Origin of the sequence: Glutamicibacter sp. FBE19 (genome assembly GCF_015524875.1) — a bacterium.
GTDB classification, from domain to species: domain Bacteria; phylum Actinomycetota; class Actinomycetes; order Actinomycetales; family Micrococcaceae; genus Glutamicibacter; species Glutamicibacter halophytocola.
In genome coordinates this window covers 111,807-134,703 of record NZ_JACKQN010000002.1, presented here as the reverse complement: position 1 = coordinate 134,703, position 22,897 = coordinate 111,807, and the positions used below count along the sequence as shown (strand labels likewise).

At 59.6% G+C, this 22,897-nt stretch carries 18 protein-coding genes; 9 read left to right on the top strand and 9 right to left on the bottom strand.

The window, feature by feature from the left end; genetic code table 11:
* Positions 1 to 1,611 carry an ATP-binding protein gene (locus H6F58_RS04235; protein WP_257746085.1) on the top strand — a complete coding sequence of 537 codons (1,611 nt, stop codon included), beginning with the start codon at positions 1 to 3 and terminating at the stop codon, positions 1,609 to 1,611.
* Between the two features lie 10 nt (positions 1,612 to 1,621).
* On the top strand, positions 1,622 to 2,296 hold the full coding sequence (locus H6F58_RS04230) for a response regulator (protein ID WP_060701080.1): 675 nt from the start codon (positions 1,622 to 1,624) through the stop codon (positions 2,294 to 2,296).
* 202 nt (positions 2,297 to 2,498) lie between these two features.
* Here H6F58_RS04230 and H6F58_RS04225 read toward each other — a convergent pair whose 3' ends face one another.
* The 4 genes from H6F58_RS04225 to H6F58_RS04210 form a co-directional block, all read right to left on the bottom strand.
* On the bottom strand, positions 2,499 to 3,359 hold the full coding sequence (locus H6F58_RS04225; RefSeq protein ID WP_146278289.1) for a prephenate dehydratase: 861 nt from the start codon (positions 3,357 to 3,359) through the stop codon (positions 2,499 to 2,501).
* Between the two features lie 86 nt (positions 3,360 to 3,445).
* Entirely contained in the window at positions 3,446 to 4,462 is a 1,017-nt protein-coding gene (locus tag H6F58_RS04220) for an NAD-dependent epimerase/dehydratase family protein (RefSeq protein WP_195181175.1), read from the bottom strand.
* Positions 4,459 to 7,047 (bottom strand): alpha/beta fold hydrolase, encoded by a 2,589-nt coding sequence (locus H6F58_RS04215; protein WP_348536368.1) that lies wholly within the window; start codon positions 7,045 to 7,047, stop codon positions 4,459 to 4,461. The genes H6F58_RS04220 and H6F58_RS04215 overlap by 4 nt, the downstream gene beginning before the upstream one ends.
* Positions 7,044 to 8,069: a 3-oxoacyl-ACP synthase III gene (locus tag H6F58_RS04210; RefSeq protein ID WP_146278015.1), complete on the bottom strand. Its 1,026-nt coding sequence runs from the start codon at positions 8,067 to 8,069 to the stop codon at positions 7,044 to 7,046. The genes H6F58_RS04215 and H6F58_RS04210 overlap by 4 nt, the downstream gene beginning before the upstream one ends.
* Before the next feature lie 564 nt (positions 8,070 to 8,633).
* Here H6F58_RS04210 and H6F58_RS04205 point away from each other — a divergent pair.
* Together H6F58_RS04205 and H6F58_RS04200 are read left to right on the top strand one after the other, a co-directional pair.
* Positions 8,634 to 9,476, top strand: a complete 843-nt coding sequence (locus H6F58_RS04205) for a PhzF family phenazine biosynthesis protein (RefSeq protein WP_146278016.1) — start codon at positions 8,634 to 8,636, stop codon at positions 9,474 to 9,476.
* Positions 9,477 to 9,563: 87 nt separating this feature from the next.
* Positions 9,564 to 10,598 carry a LacI family DNA-binding transcriptional regulator gene (locus H6F58_RS04200; protein WP_195181174.1) on the top strand — a complete coding sequence of 345 codons (1,035 nt, stop codon included), beginning with the start codon at positions 9,564 to 9,566 and terminating at the stop codon, positions 10,596 to 10,598.
* 3 nt (positions 10,599 to 10,601) lie between these two features.
* Here the strand turns inward: H6F58_RS04200 and H6F58_RS04195 are convergent, their stop codons facing one another.
* Positions 10,602 to 12,233, bottom strand: coding sequence for a glycoside hydrolase family 32 protein (locus H6F58_RS04195; RefSeq protein WP_195181173.1), 1,632 nt, complete (start codon positions 12,231 to 12,233; stop codon positions 10,602 to 10,604).
* Between the two features lie 308 nt (positions 12,234 to 12,541).
* Here H6F58_RS04195 and H6F58_RS04190 point away from each other — a divergent pair, with 308 nt between their 5' ends.
* Positions 12,542 to 14,122, top strand: coding sequence for a glycoside hydrolase family 68 protein (locus tag H6F58_RS04190; protein WP_146278019.1), 1,581 nt, complete (start codon positions 12,542 to 12,544; stop codon positions 14,120 to 14,122).
* A gap of 604 nt (positions 14,123 to 14,726) precedes the next feature.
* Here the strand turns inward: H6F58_RS04190 and H6F58_RS04185 are convergent.
* The gene (locus tag H6F58_RS04185) at positions 14,727 to 15,500 is read right to left on the bottom strand and encodes an SDR family NAD(P)-dependent oxidoreductase (RefSeq protein WP_146278020.1); all 774 of its coding nucleotides are present in this window, start codon (positions 15,498 to 15,500) and stop codon (positions 14,727 to 14,729) included.
* 229 nt (positions 15,501 to 15,729) lie between these two features.
* Between H6F58_RS04185 and H6F58_RS04180 the strand changes: the two genes are divergently transcribed.
* The 4 genes from H6F58_RS04180 to H6F58_RS04165 all read left to right on the top strand — a co-directional run bounded on the left by H6F58_RS04180 (position 15,730) and on the right by H6F58_RS04165 (position 19,738).
* Positions 15,730 to 17,070, top strand: a complete 1,341-nt coding sequence (locus tag H6F58_RS04180) for an MFS transporter (protein ID WP_195181172.1) — start codon at positions 15,730 to 15,732, stop codon at positions 17,068 to 17,070.
* A 29-nt stretch (positions 17,071 to 17,099) separates the two neighbouring features.
* Complete coding sequence (locus tag H6F58_RS04175; protein ID WP_195181171.1) at positions 17,100 to 17,987, top strand: transketolase; 888 nt, start codon at positions 17,100 to 17,102, stop codon at positions 17,985 to 17,987.
* A complete protein-coding gene (locus tag H6F58_RS04170; RefSeq protein WP_195181170.1) occupies positions 17,987 to 18,979 on the top strand; it encodes a transketolase C-terminal domain-containing protein in 993 nt (330 codons plus the stop codon). The genes H6F58_RS04175 and H6F58_RS04170 overlap by 1 nt, the downstream gene beginning before the upstream one ends.
* Positions 18,980 to 19,075: 96 nt before the next feature.
* Positions 19,076 to 19,738 (top strand): GntR family transcriptional regulator, encoded by a 663-nt coding sequence (locus H6F58_RS04165; RefSeq protein ID WP_195181169.1) that lies wholly within the window; start codon positions 19,076 to 19,078, stop codon positions 19,736 to 19,738.
* 137 nt (positions 19,739 to 19,875) lie between these two features.
* Here the strand turns inward: H6F58_RS04165 and H6F58_RS04160 are convergent, their stop codons facing one another.
* From H6F58_RS04160 to H6F58_RS04150, 3 genes are all read right to left on the bottom strand, one after another.
* Positions 19,876 to 20,178 (bottom strand): DUF1883 domain-containing protein, encoded by a 303-nt coding sequence (locus tag H6F58_RS04160; protein ID WP_060701087.1) that lies wholly within the window; start codon positions 20,176 to 20,178, stop codon positions 19,876 to 19,878.
* A 100-nt stretch (positions 20,179 to 20,278) separates the two neighbouring features.
* A complete protein-coding gene (locus H6F58_RS04155) occupies positions 20,279 to 21,325 on the bottom strand; it encodes an NAD(P)-dependent alcohol dehydrogenase (RefSeq protein ID WP_195181168.1) in 1,047 nt (348 codons plus the stop codon).
* A gap of 244 nt (positions 21,326 to 21,569) precedes the next feature.
* On the bottom strand, positions 21,570 to 22,820 hold the full coding sequence (locus H6F58_RS04150) for an MFS transporter (RefSeq protein ID WP_195181167.1): 1,251 nt from the start codon (positions 22,818 to 22,820) through the stop codon (positions 21,570 to 21,572).
* Positions 22,821 to 22,897: the final 77 nt, after the last annotated feature.

Sequence of the window (22,897 nt, the reverse complement as noted above, 5' to 3'; positions counted from 1 at the left end):
GTGGTGGAAATAAAGGCATCACGGCTTGGCAACGTTTTTGCTCACCGGATTTCTTTGGCCGGGCAGTACCTGATTCTCCAATTGCTGATTATTGCCGTCGTCCTGGCCGGTGTCGTGGTTGTTTCCCTGACCCAGTCCACCAATAACTTCGAAAAAATTGAAGGACGCCGCAGCCTGTCCGCAGCGGAATCCCTGGCGTCCAACCCGCTGCTCAGGGCACTGATACCCAGCGCGGCCCCGGAAATGGGCTCGGCTCTGCCAGCGATGGCAGAAACAACTCGAAGCATCTCCGGCTTGCAGTTTGTTATCCTGGCCGACCGATACGGAACGGTTATTACTTCTACCTACCCCGACGATGTCGGTACCTCAATCCTGCACCCTGAATCAAAAGTGGAAGAAGGCAGGGGATGGACGGGTGAAATCACCCGTAACGGCAACCATGTGCTCATCGCGCAAGTTCCAGTCCTGGATGACACAGGGCAAATGGTCGGAATAGTCAGCGCCGGGCAAAGCTACCCCAGCACACGGGAGTTGATCCAGGAAATTGCGCCCAGCGCACTGAGCACCCTGATTATTGCCGTGGTTTTGGGCGCTACCGGGTCGGTGCTGCTTTCGCGCAGGGTCAGGCACCAAACTCGCGGCATGGAACCACGCGAAATCGCAGAACTATTTGAACACCGCGAAGCCTTGCTGCATGGCGTCAAGGAGGGCATTATTTCTGTCTCCCCGGATAGCCGGATCATGCTGGCCAATGACATTGCCATTGAACTGCTTCAGCTTCCGTTGACCTGTGTGGGCCAGACCTTGACCGAACTGGATGTGGCACCACAAGTCACCCGGGCGCTCACAACGCAACAACAGCAACCCGACCGCCAGTTCCTCATCGGCGAACGAGTTGTTGTTTTCAACCGCATGCCCGTGAAAACGGCCCGCAAGGACCTCGGATCAGTGACGACCTTCAGGGATCGCACTGAGCTGACACTGTTAGAGCAGGAACTGGGCGACAGCAAGGCCACAGCAGACATGCTCAGGGCGCAGACCCATGAATTTGCCAATCACCTGCACGCCATTTCCGGTCTGATCCAATTGCAGGAGTACGAGGAAGTCATCCGGTTCATCGACGGAGTTAGCTTCAGCCGCAGCAAGGTTTTCGAAGACGTATCGGCGCACATTCAGGAGCCGACCATCGCAGCGCTGCTGATTGCCAAGGCAAGCGTCGCCACCGAGCGCGGAATCCTGCTCGAAGTTTCAAATGATTCCCGGCTGGGCCGTGGTGATGAGCAAATCGCAAGGGACCTGACCACGATCGTCGGAAATCTCATTGATAATGCCATGGATGCCGTTGCCGAGATGCCGAAGCCGAAGATCATGCTTTCAGTGCACGAAGCCGATAATCTCATTACCGTAAGAGTCAGCGACAATGGGCCCGGGATTGCTGATGACGCGATGAAGGAAATTTTCACCCAAGGCTTTTCGACCAAAGACGCAACGGTCTCCGGAGGCCGGGGGTTCGGCCTGGCGCTGAGCCGGCTGGTCTGCCGGCGTCGCAACGGGGATATCACAGCAGTAAACGACCATGGCGCACAATTTACCGCCACACTCAGAAAGTAGGGCAAGACTCTTGATCCAAGTTTTGGTCATCGATGACGACTTCATGGTGGCAAAGGTGCATGCCGGATTCGTCAGCAAAGAGCCGGGTTTCACCGTGGTAGGGATAGCGCATACTGCCAGCGATGCCATCAAGGCTGCTACCGAGCTATCCCCGGATCTTGCCCTGCTCGACATTCACCTGCCTGATATGAACGGGCTTGACCTGCTGCAGCGACTACGCGAAGTCCAGCCAGAGCTGGACGTCATTGTCATTAGCGCAGCCAGGGAAATGGACACCGTTCGCAAAGCCCTTCGCGGCGGAATCGTCCACTACTTGATGAAGCCATTTTCTTGGGACGACCTGCGTGAACGGTTGAAGCACTACGCCAAGACCTACCAGCCGCTGCATGCTGCCGCGGACCAGGAGCTGGAACAGGCGGATGTGAATCGCCTTTTCGGTCTCGGTGGACAGAATCGGCGTCCGCTGCCCAAGGGCTGCAGCGCTGAAACCATGACGCTGGTGGAAAACATCGTCAAAGACGCAAGCGAGCCGATCTCCGCGAGTGAAACTGCTGAAAAGCTCGGCACGTCGCGGGTGAGCGCTCGCCGGTATCTGGAGTACTTGGCCGAGGAAAACTTGGCCCAGGTGAACCTTCGCTACGGGGGAGTGGGCCGGCCCGAGCGCCGCTATTCCTGGAACAAGTAGGCCTCGTCGTCGGGTTGGCTTCTTGTTCCGAAATGTACGCTGATGTGCTAGTTCGCATGAGCCAGTTCTGCCCCTCTCGTAGCCGGCGGATTGATTGGAAATCTGCTGGCGTGGGATGGAGATGCACTTTTTGCCGTCTTGGAAACCATGCGCGACTGGCTGATGGCTGGCACTTTTCGAATCGCTTTCGCCCGCTGAGCTCCTAGACGAATGCCGCGGAAACGCTGCTGCGGTGCTCGCTGGCCGCGTAGGTGCCCAGGATCTTGATTTCCCAGGTGAAGAACTCCAGCTCTTCCAAGGCCAGGCGCACGGGCAGGTCTTCTGGATGACCCTCGATATCGATCATGAAAGTTGTCGCGGCGAACGAGGAGCCAACCATGTAGCTCTCCAGCCGGGTGATATTCACTCCATTGGTTGCGAAGCCGCCTAGTGCCTTGTACAGCGCACTGGGAACGTTTCGGACCTGGAAAACCAAGGTGGTGACAACCGTTTCGGGAAGCTCGCTGCGAGTTGGCAGTTCTTGCTTGCGCGCCAGGACCACGAAGCGCGTGGTGTTGGTGGGGTCGTCCTCCACCGACGAGGCAAGGACTTCCAGCCCGTACAGTTCGGCCGCCAAAGGCGGGGCCAGGGAAAGCTTTGTCGGGTCGTTCCAGTCCCTGACTTCGCGGGCAGAACCGGCGGTGTCACCGGCAATGACCGGGGTCAGCTGGTGTTCGCGGATGATTTTGCGGCACTGGCCCAGAGCATGGATGTGGCTGTGCACTTCAGTTGCTTCGCCAACGGAACTGCCAGGCAGTCCTAAAAGGTCAAAGCGGATCCGCAGGTAATGCTCGCCCACAATCTGGAGGTTCGATTCGGGCAACAAAACATGAATGTCGGCGACTCGACCCGCCAATGAATTTTCAATGGGGATCATGGCCAGCTCGGCCTCGCCGTTTTCGACCATGGCGAAAGCGTCCTCGAAGCTGGCGCAAGGTACTGCCTGCATGTCGGGGAATCGCTGGGTGCAGGCCATATTCGAGTTGGAGCCGGCTTCACCTTGGTAAGAAATCTTGTTGCCCATCATTTCAAGGTACCGCTGTTTGGCCCCAAGCGCCTTGTTGGCGCCGCTTCATGACATCGGGTTAGGCAGCAAGCCACTGCGGGTGGCTAGGCGCGATCCTTCGAATAGTGGGCCGAGAGCCTGCGCAGGCCTTCATCGATGCCCACTGCAGGCTTCCAATCCAGAACCTCATGGGTTTCGCGCTGGTCAAACCAATGCGCGGTGGAAAGCTGCTCAGCCAGGAAGCGCGTCATTGGCGGCTCATCGTGGACCAGGCCCCGTGAGCCTGCGGCCAGCCAGATCTTTTCAATGACCGAGCCAGCGCCACGGGCCATCCAGCCCGGGAGATTGAGCTTGGGAGCTGGTGCGCCCCCGGCTCGGCAGATCCCGGCCATCAGCTCGCCCACCGGACGAGGCTCGCCATTGGTGACCACCAGGGCGCGTCCGTGCGCGTGGTCCATGCGCTCCAGGCCGCGGACAATCGCCGCCGCGGCGTTATCGATATAGGTGGTGTCGATCAGCGCCGCACCGTGATCAAGCAGCGGAAGGCGTCCGGCCTTGGCACGCTGGATGACCCGTTCCACGAGCTGGGTGTCCCCGGGACCCCACACCACATGCGGGCGGATGGCCGCCACCCGGAAATCCGCAGAATCAGCGGCCAGTGCATCCAGCTCGGCTGCCGCTTTGGAGCGGGCATAATTGCCGTGGGCCAGCTGCGGGTTGGCGGTCCCGGCTGCCGCTCCAGCCAAGGAATCCCCGAAGTGCGCTACCGACGGAGAGGAAACAAAAACGAAGTCCTTGATCCCGGCGTTGCGTGCAGCCTTGAGCAGATTGCTGGTGCCGGTGATGTTGGTATCGACAAACTCTTGCCAGTGGCCGGTGAAGGACACCTTGGCCGCAAGGTGGATCACTGCATCCATGGAGCCCACGGCTTGTTCCACGGCTTTCTGATCCGTCAGCGAACCCTGGACTTCGTCCACTGCGCCGGCCGAAGCGCGGCGTTGGAAGGTGCGAACGTGGTGGCCCTGGTCGCGCAGCAGCTGGGCCACGGCACCGCCGAGCATGCCGCTGGCACCGGTGACCAGGACCCTGCGGGCGCTGAGCGAGGTCTCGGTTGCGCTCATGGCGTGCGGATTCTTCCGCCGGCAAGCGTTGCGCTGGCCCACTGGGCCAATGCCGCGCGGTCGATCTTGGAATTATGGCGGATATCGGTGGGCAGTGTGGGCAGCACCAGCACGGCGGCCACATCGGTGCCGGTGGAGGCGACCGCGGCCCTGACCTTGCTGGCCAATTCGCTGGATGCCGGTCCGGCCTTGCGCGCAGCGGGCACGGTTTCCATGACCACCACAGCGGCCTGGGTCCCGGCTGGTCCAACTCCCACGAGCGCAGCGCGCCCGGCACCAATGACCGACTGCACCGCATGCTCGGCTGCCACCGGAGTGATCGCCCCGGAAGGGGTGCTCAGGACATGGCCCAGCCGGCCCTCGACCCAGAGCAGCCCTTCATCATCGAGGTGTCCGACATCGCCGGTGCGATGCCAGCCGGGGATGGAACTGCTGGCCTGCTCGGTGATCCACAAGCGGTCGTAGCGGTCCTTGACGTGCGCAGCGCGGACCAGTATTTCTCCGGTGGCATTCGGGGTGTATTGCGGCTGATCCCCGGCCACGCCCAGTTCGTCAATCGGCGCGATGGCCACCGTGGCACCGGCTACGGCAGTGCCAACGCAGACGCCGTTGCCGTGGCCGGCCGCGCGGATGCCATCCAGATCGATATCGGTCACCGGCAAGGCCTCGGTCATCCCATAGGGGGTATGCACCTTGGCGTTGGGAACCAGCTCCTGGACCTGGGCCAAGAGCGGTTCAGCGATCGGGGCGCCGGCCGAGAGCATCAGCTCGACGCCGGCCAGGGTCTTGCGCTGCGCGGTGTTCAGCCCGCCCTTCGTGGCCAGGACGTTGGCCAGGGCTGCGGGGGAGGCGAAGACCGTGGTCGCATTAACCGCGACGGCGGCATCGGCCAGGGCGCTGGCGGTGAGCGTGCGCGGCGCCGTGACATCCATGTCGGGGGTCACCGAGGTGGCACCTAGCGCCGGGCCCAGCAAGGCAAAGGGAGCGAACCCGGCGACGAGGGCCGATCCGGCTTTCAAATTGTAGGTTTCGCTCAGCGTATCGCGCATGGCGGCCAGCTGCCGGTGGGTGTACACGACCCCCTTGGCAGGACCGGTGGACCCGGAAGTGAACAGCACCGCCGCATCGGCGTCGGGGTCGGCCGGGGCAAAGTTCGGCGCATCGGCCGGGATCCTGCGTCCGGCCTCCAGCAGCTCATCCAGGGTATGGGCCACGCCCAGCACCTTGCGCTTGGCAGCGGACAGATTTCCTGCCGCAATCCGGGTGCCCGGCCATCCCAGCATCCGTGCGCCGGCCAAGGCCCTGTCAATTCCGACGAGGAAGCTGGGACCGGCACCCTTGATGGCCCGGCCCAGGCCCTTGGTGCCCAGTCCTGCATCGGCGACAACAATCACCGCGCCCAGACGCAGGCACGCGTAGATCAGGGAAGTCAGCTCGATGCCCGGCGGAACCAGGAGATTCACCCGGTCCCCGGCCTTCACGCCGATCTGCTGCAGCCCGGCGGCCAGGGCGTTGACCCGGGCGCCGAGCTCGGCCCAGGACAACGAGCGCGGAGGATGGATGTCGACTACCGCGGTGCCCTGGTCTGTTTGGCGCGAATCCATTTCGGCGAGCATCGGCCGGTATTCGCCCGAACCCTGGACCCGGGAGGATCCAGCGGCTTCGGGCTGGCTGTCCAGCCAGCGGAAAATCGGGGAGGCGATATCCCGGTCTTCACCCACGAGGTGGCTGGCACCTTCAAAGCGGTGCACCTGGGCCTGGGGCAGCCGGCCCATCAGGTCGCGCAGATAGCGGTCGGAGAACACCGGGTCACCGGGTCCCCAAAGCATCAGGGCAGGGACCGTGAGCGAGCGGACCGCTTCGGAAATCCCATCCAGCGCCGCTCGGCTTGGATGCTGGGGGTCAAAGGGAATATCAGCGACGAAGTTGGCTACGCCGTCACGCTTTTCAGCGCTGGTATAGGGCGCCATGAAAGCCTTGCGCACTTCTGGTGCCAAGGCAGGCTGGGCCAGCGAATGGGTCACCTGCAGGAATGCGCGAGTGGTTTTGGTGCCCCAGCTGTGGACTGCAGGATGCGAGGCGAGCTTCAAAGCGGAAGGCAGTTGGAAGCCAGCAGGATGGATGGCGGTGTTTGTCAGCACGACACGTTCCAGCCGCTCCTGATGAGCTGTTGCCCAGCCAAGGGAGATGACCCCGCCCCAGTCGTGGCCGACGGTCGTGATGCCATCGCCAAGATCCAGGGCATCAATCAGATCGCCGAGGTCGTTGACGCGGTCGGCGAGGCGGCGGAACTTTCCGGTGCGTTCAGAGAATCCCATATCGAGCTGGTCGACTGCGACGATGCGCCACGCCAGATGGTGATCCGCGACGTGGTTGAACAGGCTTCGCCATAGGTAGGACCAGGTGGGATTTCCATGGACGCAGACCAGCGTACCCACCGGCGTGATGCCGCGCTGTGCCAGTTCCTCCTGGTTATCCAGCACATGCCAGCGGTAGGTGGCGCCTTGTCCGTCAACTTCGGAAGTTGATGGAACGGACAGATATTTTGAGTAGATTTCCTTGACGCCGGGGAAAATCTCGGTCACCAGACAATCTCCATCATCGCGGTGTTCAATCCGGATCCCACGCCCATGCACAGTACGCGATCGCCTGGCTTGAGGGATTCAGCCTCCTGCGAGAGGGTCATGGGCAGCGAAGCCGGGCCAACATTGCCCCACTTTGAGAAGGTGATGGGGACTCGGTCCTTGATCAGGCCGACCGCCTTGATGATGGCATTGGTGTACGACTTGGAGACCTGGTGGGTGACGTAGCGGTCCATGCCCTTCCAGTTCCATCCGGTGCGGTGCGCTTCGTCCCAAGCGTCAACCACCAAGTCCAGGCCATTGTCCAGCAAGCCCTTGGTATCGGTGTACATGCCGTTCGGACCGCCAACGCACAGTTCATGGTGCTCGGTTCCCGCGCGGGAGACGCCACCGAGAATGCGGTGGGCCTCTGGATGAGCGTCGGCTGGGCCGATCACCGCTGCAGCGGCACCAGAACCCAGGGTCAGGGTGGCAAATTCGCGCATGTAGTCATCGCGGGTGGAAGTTTCGGCATTCAGGCGCTCAAAAGTGGTTTCCTGCGTGGCCTTGGCATCTTCGCCGGCGACGATCAGCGCGTATTTGATCTGCCCGGAGTCGATCATGTTGGCCGCCAGGCTCATGCCGTTGACAAAGCCGAGGCATGCGTTGGCCACGTCGAAGTTCATTGCCGAGGACGGCAGGCCCAGGCCGTTGTGCACCTTGGACGCGACAGATGGTTCGAGGTTGCGCCGGGTCACCGACGTATTAATAAGCAGGCCGATTTCACTGGCATCAACGCCGGCCTGGGCCAAGGCCTTTTTGCCGGCGAGGATTGCCGCATCGTCGAACTCGACGCCATCAGCCCACCAGCGGCGTTCCTTGACACCGGAAACGCGCTCGAGGAGTTTCTTGGATAGCCGCAGCCGCTTCAAACTTGGAGCCAGCCGCTCATCAAATTCTGCTGAGCTCACCACCTCTGGCGCGAGAACGCTGTTCACTGATAAAAGCGCAACGTTGTGGTGTTTAAAGGTGGCATTGCCGTTCAAAGTGTTGCCTTCGTTTCTGCTGGACTATCTGTGTGCTGCATACTGCGATGAAACGTCTTGACCGAGTGGGCGCGTGTAGCGCCGTCGGTAAGTTTGCTCTTCTACATTATTCCTTGACCGGCTGTGAGATGAACTTGAGCGGCCGATTTCAGCCGAGGGCAAGAAATGGAAACAACGCAGACTAAGTCGATCCTACAGAGTTGTCCTTTGAGATTCATGGAAAGATCCTCATCTCACATCCGGCAATTGTGCAGAATTTCGCGGTGCACCGCGAACCAGAGCCCTCAAGCCAGCTAGCTGCTCCGGTCAACCTGAAGTGAAAATCAAGATCATTTTCCAAAGCAGCCGCCAGTAAGGGAACTTGGAGGTTGGATCTGCACTCGAAATCGGATGAGGTCAACGAGGCAGCCAAGGGCCTTTTCACGGATCAATAGGCATGTCGGTGAGGTTTCAGCAGGGGGTCGCTTGACCAAGCAGGTTGGGCATCATTTCGGAAAAACCAGCTCACTGGCGGCTACCGCGGGAAAATTCATTTCCTGCGATAGCCACAGTAGGATTTCAGCCATGACCTATCGCTTTTGCCAGGTGGACGTCTTCTCCTCGGATCCCTGCCTGGGCAACCCCGTGGCAGTGATACTGGATGCGCAGGGGCTGGATGATGATTCCTTGCGCCGTTTCTCGGTCTGGACAAACCTGTCTGAATGCACCTTTGTGCTTCCTCCCACCGTGCCCGGAGCGGACTATCGCGTGCGGATCTTCAGCCTGAACCTTGAACTGCCATTTGCCGGGCACCCGACCTTGGGCACGGCACGTGCCTGGTTGGACGCCGGGGGAGTGCCCGCACGCGAGGGCATGATTATTCAAGAATGCGAGGCCGGGCTGGTGCCCATCCGCATCGAAGAAGACCTGCTGTCCTTTGCCGCGCCACCGCGCCAGCGCTCTGGACCGGTCGATCCGCAATTAGCTGATGAGCTCTTGGACATCCTTGGCGCGGAACCAGCACGGGTACTTGATACGCAGTGGCTGGATAATGGCCCTGGCTGGGTCGGTGTTCTGATGGATAGTGCACAGAGCGTGCTCGACCTGCGGCCCGATGCCTCAAATCATCCTGGACGATGGGATATCGGCGTTATAGGTGCACACCCCGAAGGTTCAGAAAAAGCCTTTGAAGTCCGTGGATTCTTCACCGAAGGCACCGAACCGCTGCGTGAAGATCCCGTGACTGGAAGCCTTAATGCCTCAGCTGCCCAATGGCTCATTGCCACTGGCCGTGCCACAGCTCCGTACGTTGCTGGCCAGGGAAGCGCGATGGGACGCAACGGAGAAATATTCATCAGCGCACAGGACGAGCAACTGTGGGTTGGCGGTCGTGCCGAGGTCATTTTGAGCGGCACCGCGAATCTTTAGGCCGGCGCCTTGCGGGCAATAAATACTTTGCCCCGGCTGGTTTATCCTCGGTATGACGCGCCAATAGAGAATGTGAAAAAATAAAGCATGGACAATAAGCTCGGAAAGTCTGCCCGGGTAGGCATCCGAGACGTTGCCGCCGCCGCAGGGGTCTCTCCCACAACGGTTTCGCATGCGCTGAGCGGGGCGCGCGCCATCAAGCCTGAAACCCGCGTGCGGGTCCTGGAGGTCGCCCAGAAGCTTGGATATTCCCCGGATCTGCGGGCCAGGGGCCTGAGAAGTTCTCGAACCTTCACCGTCGGTCTGCTGAGCGACACGATTGCGGTCACTCCCTATGCCGGGTTAATCATCAGCGGCGCGCAAGATGCAGCCGCCGAGCATGAGAGCGTGGTTCTGGCGTTGGATTCCACCGGGGATGCGCAACGTGAATTATTGGGCATACGAACATTGCTTGACCACCGCGTCGATGGCCTGGTTTACGCGAGAATGTCCCATCAATCGGTCACGGTTCCCCGGGAGCTCGACGGGATCCCGGTGGTGCTGGCCAATGCCTCCAGCGCCGAATCGAAATATTCATCGGTAGTTCCCGATGAACAGCAGATCGGCCTGGATGCAACTGGCCATCTGCTCGGTGTCGGTCATGAGCGCATTGGGTTTGCAACGGTGACGGAAAACGTTCCGGCCGCCGCGGGCCGCGAGCTTGGATATCGTACGGCCATTCAGGCGGCCGGACTGCCAGTGAATGAGGCTTGGGTTTCTGCGTCCACCGGTGATGCCAAGGGCGGCCGGGAAGCCGGTCGTGCCATTCTTGACCGGGAAAACCGGCCCACCGCCATTTTCTGTTTTAACGATGAAATGGCGATGGGCGTGTATCAAGCAGCCAATGATCTTGGGCTGTCGATTCCCGGGGATCTATCTGTCATTGGCGTTGATGATCTTCAATTGATCACCCGAGCGCTAGTCCCAAACCTGACTACTATCGCCTTGCCGCACTACCAGATGGGGCATTGGGCTGTGTCCCAGCTTTTTGCCCAAGCAGCGGCCGAGCCAAACGCCCACAAGGCAGAACGATTGCATTGCCAGCTGGTTCAACGAGATTCAGTCAAGGCTCCGAATGGCTAGGTCTTATTGGCGTTGGGTCGCGGCTACGGCCAACGGCGTCGTGGTTGATTCACTCACGTTTGTAGTGCCACCGAGCGACTTGACCGTGAGCTCGTGACCGCCGGGGGCCAGGAAGGCAGTAGAGCTTAGCGCCGCTTGGCCATCCTGCGCGAAAACTTCCACGGAGGTCGTGTCCACGATGATATCCAGGGAGACTTTTCCGTTGTGCACAGGAAGCTGCTCGCTGCGAATCTCGCGGTAGGTCTCGGGCATGGTGCCAGCAACCTTGTCCTTGTCCCGGTTCAGGAACAGCTTCTGGTCCTTGAAGCTATAGCCAACAACGACGGTCGCGCCCTGGGCGTCTTTCAGCTCAATGCGGGTATCTTCGGATGGAGCCGTCTGATCCTGCGCGAGATCAACATGAAGACGATAGGCGTCAGATTCTGGCTTGCCCAGTGAAGCGACCTGATCCTCGGTCGCCAGCTGGGGCGGGGTCGTTGCAGGGTCGCCTTCTAGCTCGTCCAGGGCGCCGATGGGTTCCGAGAACAATTGGGGGTGCCCCTCAACGTCTCGCAGCGAGAGCTGTCGAATCGTGGACATGGTTCCGCCGGACCAATCGCCCAGAGGCAGGTCTGATGCGTAGGCCCAGTTATTCATCCAGCCCATCGCGTAGCGGTGTTCCGGAGGAGTGTGCGCTTCTGGGCTTTCCCAGGTAACTGCTGCATAGAAGTCGGAGCCGGCATCGAGCCAACGCGGGTCTTTTGCGTCGGGGGTGAAGTTCTTGCCATCAAAGGAACCGGTCCAATAGGCATAGCCCGTGGTTCGTCCGGAGCTTGCGCCGTTGGCGCTGATGCCCAAGACCCATGTGGTGCGTTCAGGGTCTCCGTCCACTGGCATTTGGAAGATGTCAGGGCATTCGACGATGCCCAAGCCCGTGGTTTCATAGCCCGACTGGTAGTCCCAGGACTTCAGATCCTTGGAGGTATAGAAGCCGACTTTGCTTCCTTCAGCCAGAAGCATGAGCCATCGGCTGCGTTCTTGATCCCACACGACTTTCGGATCGCGCCAGGCTTCGACACCGGGGTTGTCCATCACAGGATTGCCCTCATAGGAGGTGAAGGAGTAGCCGCCATCAGTCGAATAGAACAGCGACTGGCGCTGCACCCCATCCACCTGCTGGGTTACCAGTGAGATCACCGCGTTCTTGCCAAAGCCGGCGGTGTTCCCGGTGTCGACCACCGCGCTGCCAGTCCAGATATCGCCAAGGCCATTCTTGTATTTTTCAATGGCCACGCCTTCATCTTTCCAATGAACCAGGTCAGTGGAAGTGGCGTGGTACCACTCGGTCCCATTGCCCGCAGGGTAATCAGCGTTATAGAGGTAGTAGAAGTGCCACAGTCCATCGAGGAAAAAGGGGCGTTGCGGGTCGTTCATCCAGTTTTGCCCAGGCGTGAGGTGGGTTGCAGGTCGATATTCGGACCAGGCCCCGGGGCGCTGGAATTTCGTATCAACCTGGGTGGGCGGTACCGCGTCGGGCGCAGCAGCATCCGGCTTGGACCGCAGGATTTGCCCTGCCACCACCGCTCCGAGCACCACCAAGCACAGTACAGCTATCGCTAAAAGCTTTCTGGAGTTCCTGGGCTGTGGTTCTGTCATCGCTCTTTCCAATGGTCGGGTTTGAACGCCAGGCTAAATGAACGGCGCGTCTGCGTCGTCGCAAAATTTTTGGGGAGAGATCGTGCGTCACTACGAGTGACCACTATTCACGCTAACGAACTTCCAAAACGTTTTGCAAACAATGTGATGGAGCTTTCGTAAGGTCTCCTAAAAAATGTGATCCTGCTTCCAAAACGTTTTGGATCGATTGACAGAAGCTATGCAACTCCTTAGATTCGACTGTGGAGAGAGCGTGTGTCGCGGTCCGAGAGATTGTCCGATTCCATATCGAACAAAGGCAAACAATCGTGAACAAGCAACGCACCAAACGCGGCATTCTTGCCGCAGCACTGAGCATCGGAGCGCTCGGAGCAACTTTGATTTCGGGGCCGGCCACGGCTGCCACCGAACCAGTGCCTGGCTTCCCCCAGCCAACCGAGCACACCCAGAAGGCATACAGCCCCACCGACGATTTCACCTCGCGTTGGACCCGTGCTGATGCAAAGCAGATCAAGGCCATGTCCGACCCGAACGCGGGATCGCGTGAAAACTCCATGCCCAAGGAGTACACCATGCCTACCGTGCCCCAGGATTTCCCTGACATGAGCAACGAGGAAGTCTGGGTTTGGGATACTTGGCCACTGACTGACGAGCACGCCAACCAATACAGCGTTAATGGCCAGGAGATCATCTTCTCGCTGGTTGCCGATCGCGACCTTGGCTTCGATGAGCGCCACCAGTACGCACGCATCGGATACTTCTACCGTCCAGCCGGCGTTCCAGCCGACGAGCGTCCTGAAGATGGCGGCTGGACCTACGGCGGCCAGGTCTTCGATGAGGGCGTCACCGGCAAGATCTTCGAGGACCAGTCCTTCAGCCACCAGACCCAGTGGTCCGGTTCGGCGCGAGTAACCAAAAATGGCGAAATCAAGCTGTTCTTCACCGACGTTGCGTTCTACCGCGACAAGGACGGCAAGGACATCAAGCCATACGACCCGCGCATCGCATTGAGCGTTGGCCACGTCCACTCGAACAAGAATGGCGTGAAGCTCACCGGCTTTGACAAGGTCACCGACCTGCTGCAGGCAGACGGCAAGTACTACCAGACCGCTGAGCAGAACTCGTACTTCAACTTCCGTGATCCATTCACCTTTGAAGATCCAGCGCATCCAGGCGAAACCTACATGGTTTTCGAGGGCAACACCGCTCAGAAGCGCGATGAAGCCAAGTGCACCTCCGAGGACCTTGGCTACCGCAAGGGTGAAACCAACGGCGAAACCGTGGATGAGGTCAATAAGTCCGGCGCAACCTACCAGATCGGCAACGTCGGCCTGGCCCGTGCCAAGAACAAGGAGTTGACCGAGTGGGAGTTCCTGCCGCCGATCCTGTCTGCTAACTGCGTCACCGACCAGACTGAACGTCCGCAGATCTACATGCAGGATGGCAAGTACTACCTGTTCACCATTAGCCACCGCTCCACCTTCGCCGCTGGCATCGACGGCCCAGAAGGCGTCTATGGCTTCGTCGGCAACGGCATCCGCAGCGATTACCAGCCGCTGAACCGTGGCTCGGGCCTGGCATTGGGCAGCCCATCGAACCTGAACTTTGCCGCAGGCAGCCCATTCGCTCCTGACTACAATCAGCACCCGGGACAATTCCAGGCATACTCGCACTACGTCATGCCTGGTGGTCTGGTGCAGTCCTTTATTGACACCATCGGCACCAAGGAGGACTTCGTTCGCGGTGGCACCCTGGGCCCAACCGTGAAGTTGGACATCAAGGGCGACTCGGCAACGGTCGACTACAACTATGGCGATAACGGACTCGGCGCATGGGCAGATATTCCTGCCAACCGCGAGCTGAAGAATGGCAAGGCAGTAGCAAAGTAATTTGCATCCATGGCCGCGAGAATGCGCGTCGGATGAAAATTTGCGCATGATTGCCGGCAGTGGCAAGGGCCGCTCCACCAACGTCGAGTTGGGGGAGCGGCCCTTGCCGTATTTAGGGAACTCCAACTAGTCGGTCAAAGGCGCTCTGGTGTCTAAATTTTTGAAATAACGTGGCGATGGCCATAATGCGAAAGAACCAGCGATGCCGCCGGTTGCCCAAGGTAATCAGGGCAGGTGTCTTGCCCGCATCGACCGTGGGGCGAGGTGATTGCGGCCGTTGGGTGTCCGATTGGATATTTGGCGCGGGTGAACACGCTGAACCACTGTGAGAAATTTGCCGGACCTTCGGCGGTTGGCTGTGCCAATGATTTTCGCCCGCATTCGAGGTATTGCGTGAGCGCCATGCCGGAACATCTGCGCAAGAAGGCAGGGCTGCGATGAGGCGAATCGGTGTGAGGAATGACTGAAGGGCATGGCACCGATGGAATATCGATGCCATGCCCTTGTTGCCTGATGCAGGACCACTAATTGGCCAGTCCAACTGTCGGGTACCAGTTCACAGGTGCGAACGAAGCGCCGGTGAATATTTGTCGCGCCTACTTGCTTAGTGCATGTGGCTTCCGCCATTGATGTCGAGAGTGGTGCCGGTGAGGTAGGAAGCGGACTCGCTGGAGAGGAAGGTGATGACTGATGCCACCTCTTCTGTCGTCGCAGTTCGGCCGATAGGGATATCCCGGGCGATTGCCGCCTCGGTTTCAGGTGTTGAGCCAACGCGGATGTTCGTGTCGACGGCACCTGGCGTTACAGCATTGACCGTAACGCCGCTGTCTCCAAGTTCGCGGGCCAGGGCCTTGGTGAATCCAAGGACCGCAGCCTTGGCTGCTGAGTAGGGAACTTTTCCGAAAACGCCTCCGCCGCGCTGCGCGGACACCGAGGACATGTTGACGATTCGCCCCCAACCGTTCTCGAGCATCTCCGGCAGGAAGGCCTTGGTTACGAGGTAGGTGCCGGTGGCGTTCACGGCAATGATCTTGTCCCATAGCTCGCGGGTAGTGTCCAGGAAGGCGACCGGCGAGGTGATGCCTGCGATGTTGGCAACGGCGCCGACTGCCGGAAGCTTGCCGGCGGATACCTCAGCTTTAACCGCCTGCTGGGCCGCGGTGACGGAATTTTCATCAGCGACATCAACGCTGAAGCCGAAAGCTGGAACGTTGTGAGCTGCGCCGATTTCCTGTGCTACTTCAGAAGCCTTGGCTCCATCAAGATCGAGGATTACTACAGCCCATCCCTCTTTGGCATAGCGCTCTGCAGTGGCCATGCCGATGCCTTGCGGTGATGCTGCGCCAGTGATGATCGCGGTACGTGAAACGTTGCCCATGGTGGACTCCTTGGAATTTGGACGGCTCGCGCTTCACTGCGACACCATCGTCTCGTTCTGTGATGGAAGCAACTTTATTCTTGTTGACTGTCAACAGTCAACTATTAAAAATAATCTAATGTCGACTGTTGACAATGGGGAGTGGCGTGGAACACACTTGTGGACGTATCCTGTTGACTGTTGACAATGACCGTCCAATGAAGGGCTGTCATCCTGAAAGGTTAGTGACATGACGAACCAAGGACTTGCGATGCGTGGACACGTCCACGGCACGAAGGATGCCAAACGCGTCGCTATCGGTTCCAGCGTTGGAGCCGTCATTGAGACTTATGACTTCATCGGCTTCGGCACCGCCGCCGCACTGTATTTCGGTACGGCGTTCTTCCCAAGTGACAATGCTGTCACCGGAACCCTGGCAGCCTTCGCAACCCTGGGCGTCGGCTTTGCTGCCCGCCCATTGGGCGGCATCCTCGGCGGACATCTGGGGGACAGGCTAGGCCGCAAGCCAGTGCTGGTTGCTTCGCTGGTGCTGATGGGGCTATCGACCTTCGCCATCGGGCTGCTTCCGACCTTCGCCCAAGCGGGCATGCTGGCTCCGGCGCTGCTGGTGCTGATCCGCATCATCCAGGGCCTGGCCTTCGGTGCTGAATGGGGCGGCGCAATCTTGATGAGCTACGAGCATGCGCCGTGGAAGAAAAAGGGCAAGTACACCGGAATCGTCCAAGCGGGATTCCCCGTCGGATTGCTGCTGGCCAATATCGTTTTCCTCTACAGCGTGAATCTGGACGGTGATTGGGCATGGCGTGTTCCATTCCTAGCCAGCCTGCTGCTGGTTTTCGTTGGGCTGCTGATTCGCTCCAAAGTGCCGGAATCTCCCGTATTCGAGGAAGTGAAGAGCTCGGGAAGCATTTCACGTTCACCCATCATCGAGGTTGTTCGCGATGACTGGCGCAATATCCTGCGGGGCATCGGGCTGCGCGTGGCGGAAACCGCCGGCTACGCCGTATCTATTACCTACATGATTTCCTACCTGCATGACAGCGAACTGGCTGACAAGACCCAGACACTCGTTGCGCTCTGCATCGCAGCAGCCATTGGCATCTTTGCCACCATGTTCTGGGGTTCGCTGACCGACAGGATCGGCCGCCGTCCGCTGTATCTGGCATCCACCGCTTTTGCTGTGCTTTTCGGCATTCCGATGTTCCTTCTGGTCAACACGGGACTGTTCGTCCTGGTCATTGCCACCGTCGTCATCTCCTACGCGGTCTGCCAGAATTCCCTGGCCGGCGTGCAGGGAGCCTGGTTCCCGGAGCTGTTCCAGGCAAAGACGCGCTCTTCGGGCGCCTCCCTTGCCTACCAGATTTCCGCCATGGTCTCCGGATTCACCCCATTCATCACCACCTTGCTCTTTGTCGCCTTCGGCTGGGTCGGCCCGGCGTTGCTCTTCAGCTTCTACGGGGCCATCGGCCTCTGGGCCGCGCTGGTAACCCGCGAAACCTGGGGCAAGACCGAGCGTCAACTGGCTGATGAAGCTGAACACGCCACTCCAGCACACACGATCGAAGCCTGAGCAGGCTCAGAATTACTGAAGGAACAGACATGAATGCACCAGTAGTTGCCACCACCACTTCCGCGGCGGTGAGCACCGAGCGCCGTCAAAAGGTGGAAGAATTCGCTTACCAAGCTCGCCACCATGCGCTGAACATGGGCGAGGTCCAGGGCCAGGGCTATGTGGGCCAGGCCCTGGGATCGGCCGATATGTTTGCAGCGGTATACGCTGACCAATTGAACTATCGCGCGCAAGACCCGGAATGGGAGCAGCGCGACCGGTTCTTGCTCTCCACCGGCCATTACGCCATCGGGCACTATGCGGCACTTGCCCAGGCAGGGATCGTTCCCGTCCAGGAGCTGGACACATACGGCTCGGATGACTCCCGATTGCCAATGTCCGGCATGTCCACCTACACCCCGGGCATGGAAATCTCCGGAGGGTCACTGGGCCACGGGCTTCCCATCGCCATTGGAACAGCCTTGGGCCTGCGCCACCAGGGTTCCTCGGCGCGGGTCATCAACTTCATGTCAGACGGCGAACTTGATGAAGGGTCGACCTGGGAAGCGGTGATGGGCGCTCATCACCATGGCCTCGGAAACCTGACCGTGCTGGTGGATATCAACGCCCTGCAAGCGGACGGCAAAACGGACACCGTTTTGCGTACGGAACCGGTGGCCGACAAATGGGCGGCCAGCGGCTGGTTCGTCCAGCGGATCGACGGCAATGACGCCGGTGCCCTGCTCGCCGCATTTGACGCAGTGGCAGTCGAAGCCAAAAACGCCGCGCGCCCGTCGGTCATCCTCTGCGACACCCACATCGGGCGCGGAGTGCCGCTGCTGGAGCAGCGCGAGAAAGCGCATTTCATGCGGATCGAAGAACACGAATGGAAGATCTGCCGTGAGCAACTCACTGCGGGCTATGAAGGAGAGAAGTAATGACCAGCACCCCGGCAAAGACCCGGCTGAAAACCTCGGCCATGATCGCCTCCTTTGCGGATCCGGGCCAGAAGACCGCTCCGGCGCCCTTTGGCCATGCGCTTGTCGCGGCAGCTGAGCAAAACCCGGCAATCGTCGGGTTGACCGCGGACCTTGGCAAATACACGGACATGCACATCTTCGCGAAGGCCTTCCCTGAACGCTTCTTCCAGATGGGCATGGCAGAACAGCTGCTCATCGGGGCCGCAACCGGAATGGCGCAAACTGGCCTGGTGCCTTTTGCCTCGACCTACTCGGTGTTCGCTGCCCGTCGCGCCTACGACTTCCTTTGCCTCGACGCTGCCGAACCGAATCTGAACGTGAACATCGTCGGCGGCCTGCCCGGGCTGACTACGGGCTACGGTCCGAGCCATCAGGCCACCGAGGACATGGCAATCTTCCGCGGGATGCCAAACCTGACCATCGTTGATCCGTGCGACTCGGTGGACATCGAACAGGCTGTGCCTCAGCTGGCCGCCAGCGATGGCCCAACCTACCTGCGATTGCTGCGAGGCAATGTTCCCACGGTGCTCGACGAGTACGACTACACCTTTGAACTGGGCAAGGCCAAGGTGCTGCGTCCCGGCAACGACGTTGTCATGGTCTCCAGCGGATTGATGACCATGCGAGCTTTGAGCGCTGCCAAGGAATTGGAGAAGCATAACGTCGACGTTTCGGTAGTGCACACCCCAACCATCAAGCCGTTCGACGCTCAGACCGTGCTGCGCGAACTGAATACTGATCGCTTGGCATTGACCCTGGAAAACCACACGGTGGTCGGCGGGCTCTTTGAAACGGTGGCTTCGGCGATGGTCCAGGCAGGAGTCAGCAGGCAGGTGCTCCCTGTTGGCCTTCCTGATGAGTTCTTGCATGCTGGCGCCTTGCCAACCTTGCATGAGCGCTACGGCCTGTCGGTGGATCGCATTGTCCAGAAGGTGCTCTCCGCCCTGTAGCAATTTCCGGGAACCGCGCTATTGGCGGTTCCCGGCGACTACTATGGAACCAGACGTGCAACTGTCGACTGTTGACTCATAAAAGAGGGTGGAACCATGGCCGCTGAACCAATGGCTTTGTTGGGGCTTGCAAAAACGAGCTTGAGGGAACAGACCCTGACCGCTTTGCGCCAAGCCATCACCACCGGTCAACTGGCACCAGGAAAGCACTTGGTGGAAACCGAGCTGTCCGAAATGCTGAACATTTCCCGTGGCACTTTGCGCGAAGCCTTGCGCCAGCTGCAGCAGGAGGGCCTGGTTGCACCTGGCCCGCGGGGCCGGCTGGCCGTACGCAGCCTGGACGTAAAAGAGATCAGGGATATCTTTGCAGTGCGTGCCGCCTTGGAAACCCTGGCTGCGCAGACGCTGTGCCGGCTCGAAGACCGAAGCGAGGCTGTTGCCCAACTGCGCTCTGCCCTGGAGATCATGGATCAAGAGGTCAAGCACAGCATTGAGCGCGGAATCGAAGCAGATCTCGATTTTCACCGAGTGCTTTGTCGGCTGACCAACAACGAGTCCTTGCTCCATGCATGGGAACAGCTCGAAGGAAGCATTCGCATGTCCATCATGTGGGCGGGCAAAGAGCGCGGCGTCAAGAATATGAGCGTCTCGCGACATGCAGAAATAGTCGATGCAATCGACTCGGCGGATGTTGCCTTGGCTGCCACGGTCATCAGCGCCCACATGGATACCGCGGCGGAAGTACTCGTAACTCCGTAACTGCAGCGGCCTGATCGACCAGGCCGGCACCACAGGCCCAGATCCAAGGCAACGCGCAAGAACCAGTAGCTTCTATTGGTTTTTGCGCGTTGCTTTTCCCGGGGTGGGCTTTTGATCCTGGAGCTCGGAGCCGGTCCCTAGGCTCTGCGTTCTTCGAGTTTCTGCGGTGGAACGATGCTGACTTCATGGCGCACGCCTCGGCCAGGCAAGCCATCAAGATCAATGGCTAGAAACCAAGGACCGGAATGGGGAACCTTGAGCCGATAGGGTGCCCGGCGAGCGATTCCACCGTGGAATGCGTATTTTTCACCGTCTTCAAATGCAGCGAAATTCTCCGGATCCATCAACCGCACATTGGCTGGTCCGCTGAGTGTCACCACCAGGACGCTTCCGCGTTCCAGGTAGTCCCATGAATGTTCTGCAAAATTTGGTTCAGCCACGTGGAAACTTTCCGGCGAAAAAGAATTATTGGATAAGCGAACGGCGTCCGAAACACCAACATATCAGCTGATGAATCGGACGCCGTTGGCGCATTGGAGCTTAGGCCATCGTCGCGGTATCGATGACGAAGCGGTAGCGAACATCCGACTTCAGGACGCGCTCGTAGGCCTCGTTGATCTGATCTGCGGAGATGACTTCAATTTCTGAACCGAGGCCGTGCTCGCCACAGAAGTCCAGCATGTCCTGGGTTTCCTGAATGCCACCAATTTGCGATCCAGCGAAGGAGCGGCGGCCACCGATCAGGGCAAAAGCGTTGACTGGAAGCGGCTCGGCTGGTGCGCCAACGTTGACCAAGGTTCCATCAATGCGCAGCAGCTGCAGGAAGGCACTGATATCGATGGACGCACTGACCGTGTTGATGATCAGGTCGAACTTCTTGTGCAGGTCCTTGAAGGTGCTCTCATCGCTGGTCGCGCGGTAGTCGCTGGCACCAAGCTTGAGACCATCTTCCTTCTTCTTGAGCGACTGCGACAGGACAGTCACGTCGGCACCCATCGCGTTGGCAATCTTTACTGCCATGTGGCCCAAGCCGCCAAGGCCGATCACGGCCACCTTCTTGCCTGGACCAGCGCCCCAGTGCTGCAATGGCGAGTAGGTGGTGATTCCGGCGCAGAGCAGGGGAGCGGCAACGTCAAGGTCGATGCTGTCCGGGATGCTCAACACAAAATCCTCGGTCACAACCACGTTGGTGGTGTAGCCGCCCTGGGTTACGGTGCCGTCGCGGTCGATGGCGCCGTAGGTGCCGACCATGCCCTCAACACAGAACTGTTCCAGGCCCTCGAGGCACTGCTCGCACTTGCCGCAGGAATTGACCATGCAGCCCACGCCGACGCGGTCGCCGACCTTGTGCTTGGTGACTTCGGAACCAACTTCCGCCACGATGCCGGCAATTTCATGGCCTGGAGCCAGCGGGTAGGACTGTGGTCCCCAGTCGCCGCGGACGGTATGGATGTCGGAGTGGCAGATGCCCGCGAACTTGATGTCAATCAAGACATCGTGCGGGCCGACTTCGCGACGTTCGATCTGGATCGGAGCCAGTGGCTCAGTTGCTGATGGGGCTGCGTAGGCGTTTGCCATAGTTGTCATAGGAGTGTTCTTCCTTTGTTTTTCTGTTTACTTGTTACCGTTCACCGATGTCGGTTCACGGAGGTATTCAGTTGCTGGCGAATCCAGATTTTCGCGCATTGCCGCTGGCTGGTCCTGTGGGATCTGACGTCCAACGGGAGAAATATGACTAATTCCCTTTAGCGACAACAGCGGTCGATCAGCAAATAATCCCACCTGGACGAGATTTTTGCATTTTATTCTCAGCGGGCTGGCAGCTGGCAGGCTAGCTGCCGGATGCTGGCAGCAAATCTTGGCGGGCGCCGCGTTTAGCAATAACTGACAGGGCGATCACCGGGATCAAGGTCAGTATTGCGACGCTGGCTCCGAGCAGGACTGGACCAATGCTGCCCAATGACGACTCCAAAGCCTTGCCACCAGCCCATGAGGCAACCACTGTGCCAGCATTGAAGCCGGCGACAGTTAGCGAAGATGCCAGTGTTGGAGCATTCTTGCCATAGGCAATGGCCATGGACGCAAGAATCGGGTTGGCGCCGAGCCCGAAGAACCCCAGCAGCGCAATCAAGATGATCATCGGCAACTGCAGATCCGAGAGCAGGCACATGGCCAGCAGGATCACCGTTGAAGCAGCAGGGGCAATCAAGGTGAGCAGATGCGGGTGCGCATCTCCTAGCCTGCCGCCAACCAGGGAACCAATCAGGGAACCGACGCCAAATCCGATCAGCACCAGCGGAATGGCTGGCGCGCCGAATCCTGTGCCGTCAATGAGCAATGGAGAAATATAGGAATAGGCAGCTAATACACCGCCGGTTGTGGTGGCGCAGGCGGCCAAGACGAGCCACAATCGCGCAGAGCGAAGCGCGGAAATTTCTTTGCGTATTGATACGGCGGAATGCGATGCCAAATTGCCAGGCACATGCCGGGCAATGAGGAATGCCGAGATGACCGCGAGTCCCGCCAAGCCCCAGAACGATCCGCGCCATCCAAAGTATTGGGAAGCAAAGGCACCCAAAGGCACCCCCAGAACCGTGGCCAGCATGCCGCCAGCATTGATGATTCCCAAGGCTCGCGAAGCCATTCCAGGGCCTGCGCTTTTGGCAGCGACGACTCCTGCGATGGCCCAGAAAGCTCCCGTGGCAAGAGCCGTGGCGAAACGTGCCACGAGCAACAGCTGAAGGCTCGTGCCCAAGGCAACGACGACGTGCCCGGCAGCAAAAACTGCCAATGCCAAAATGAGCGTCAGGCGTTGGGGCAGCCGCAAGGTGAGCAGCGCCATTAGCGGAGCGCCAATAACCATGCCCGCGGCAAATACGGTGATCAGCAGGCCAGCCTGCGAAACGCTGGCTTCCAAATCCGCCGCAAGCTGCGTCAGGATTCCGGCAACGATGAACTCGGTAGTGAGCATCGTAAAAGTGCCAACAGCAAGGATATAGACCACCAGCGGGATCGGCCGCCCGGTGGTGCCTCGCCTACTGGTGCCGGTTGGCACCGAAGGACGACGTTCGTCGACGTTCATCAAGTTCCTGTTCTCTGGACTCGCCGTGGATGTAATTCAATTACATCGTGGTTGCCAGCTGCTAAGAAGGGCGAGCT

Bases quoted from the DNA above. Each gene is read 5' to 3' on its own strand.
- H6F58_RS04225 (WP_146278289.1), bottom strand. From the start codon at position 3,359: ATGGGCAACAAGATTTCTTACCAAGGTGAAGCCGGCTCCAACTCGAAT.
- H6F58_RS04220 (WP_195181175.1), bottom strand. From the start codon at position 4,462: ATGAGCGCAACCGAGACCTCGCTCAGCGCCCGCAGGGTCCTGGTCACC.
- H6F58_RS04205 (WP_146278016.1), top strand. From the start codon at position 8,634: ATGACCTATCGCTTTTGCCAGGTGGACGTCTTCTCCTCGGATCCCTGC.
- H6F58_RS04200 (WP_195181174.1), top strand. From the start codon at position 9,564: ATGGACAATAAGCTCGGAAAGTCTGCCCGGGTAGGCATCCGAGACGTT.
- H6F58_RS04195 (WP_195181173.1), bottom strand. From the start codon at position 12,233: ATGACAGAACCACAGCCCAGGAACTCCAGAAAGCTTTTAGCGATAGCT.
- H6F58_RS04185 (WP_146278020.1), bottom strand. From the start codon at position 15,500: ATGGGCAACGTTTCACGTACCGCGATCATCACTGGCGCAGCATCACCG.
- H6F58_RS04180 (WP_195181172.1), top strand. From the start codon at position 15,730: ATGACGAACCAAGGACTTGCGATGCGTGGACACGTCCACGGCACGAAG.
- H6F58_RS04175 (WP_195181171.1), top strand. From the start codon at position 17,100: ATGAATGCACCAGTAGTTGCCACCACCACTTCCGCGGCGGTGAGCACC.
- H6F58_RS04170 (WP_195181170.1), top strand. From the start codon at position 17,987: ATGACCAGCACCCCGGCAAAGACCCGGCTGAAAACCTCGGCCATGATC.
- H6F58_RS04165 (WP_195181169.1), top strand. From the start codon at position 19,076: ATGGCCGCTGAACCAATGGCTTTGTTGGGGCTTGCAAAAACGAGCTTG.
- H6F58_RS04155 (WP_195181168.1), bottom strand. From the start codon at position 21,325: ATGACAACTATGGCAAACGCCTACGCAGCCCCATCAGCAACTGAGCCA.
- H6F58_RS04150 (WP_195181167.1), bottom strand. From the start codon at position 22,820: ATGAACGTCGACGAACGTCGTCCTTCGGTGCCAACCGGCACCAGTAGG.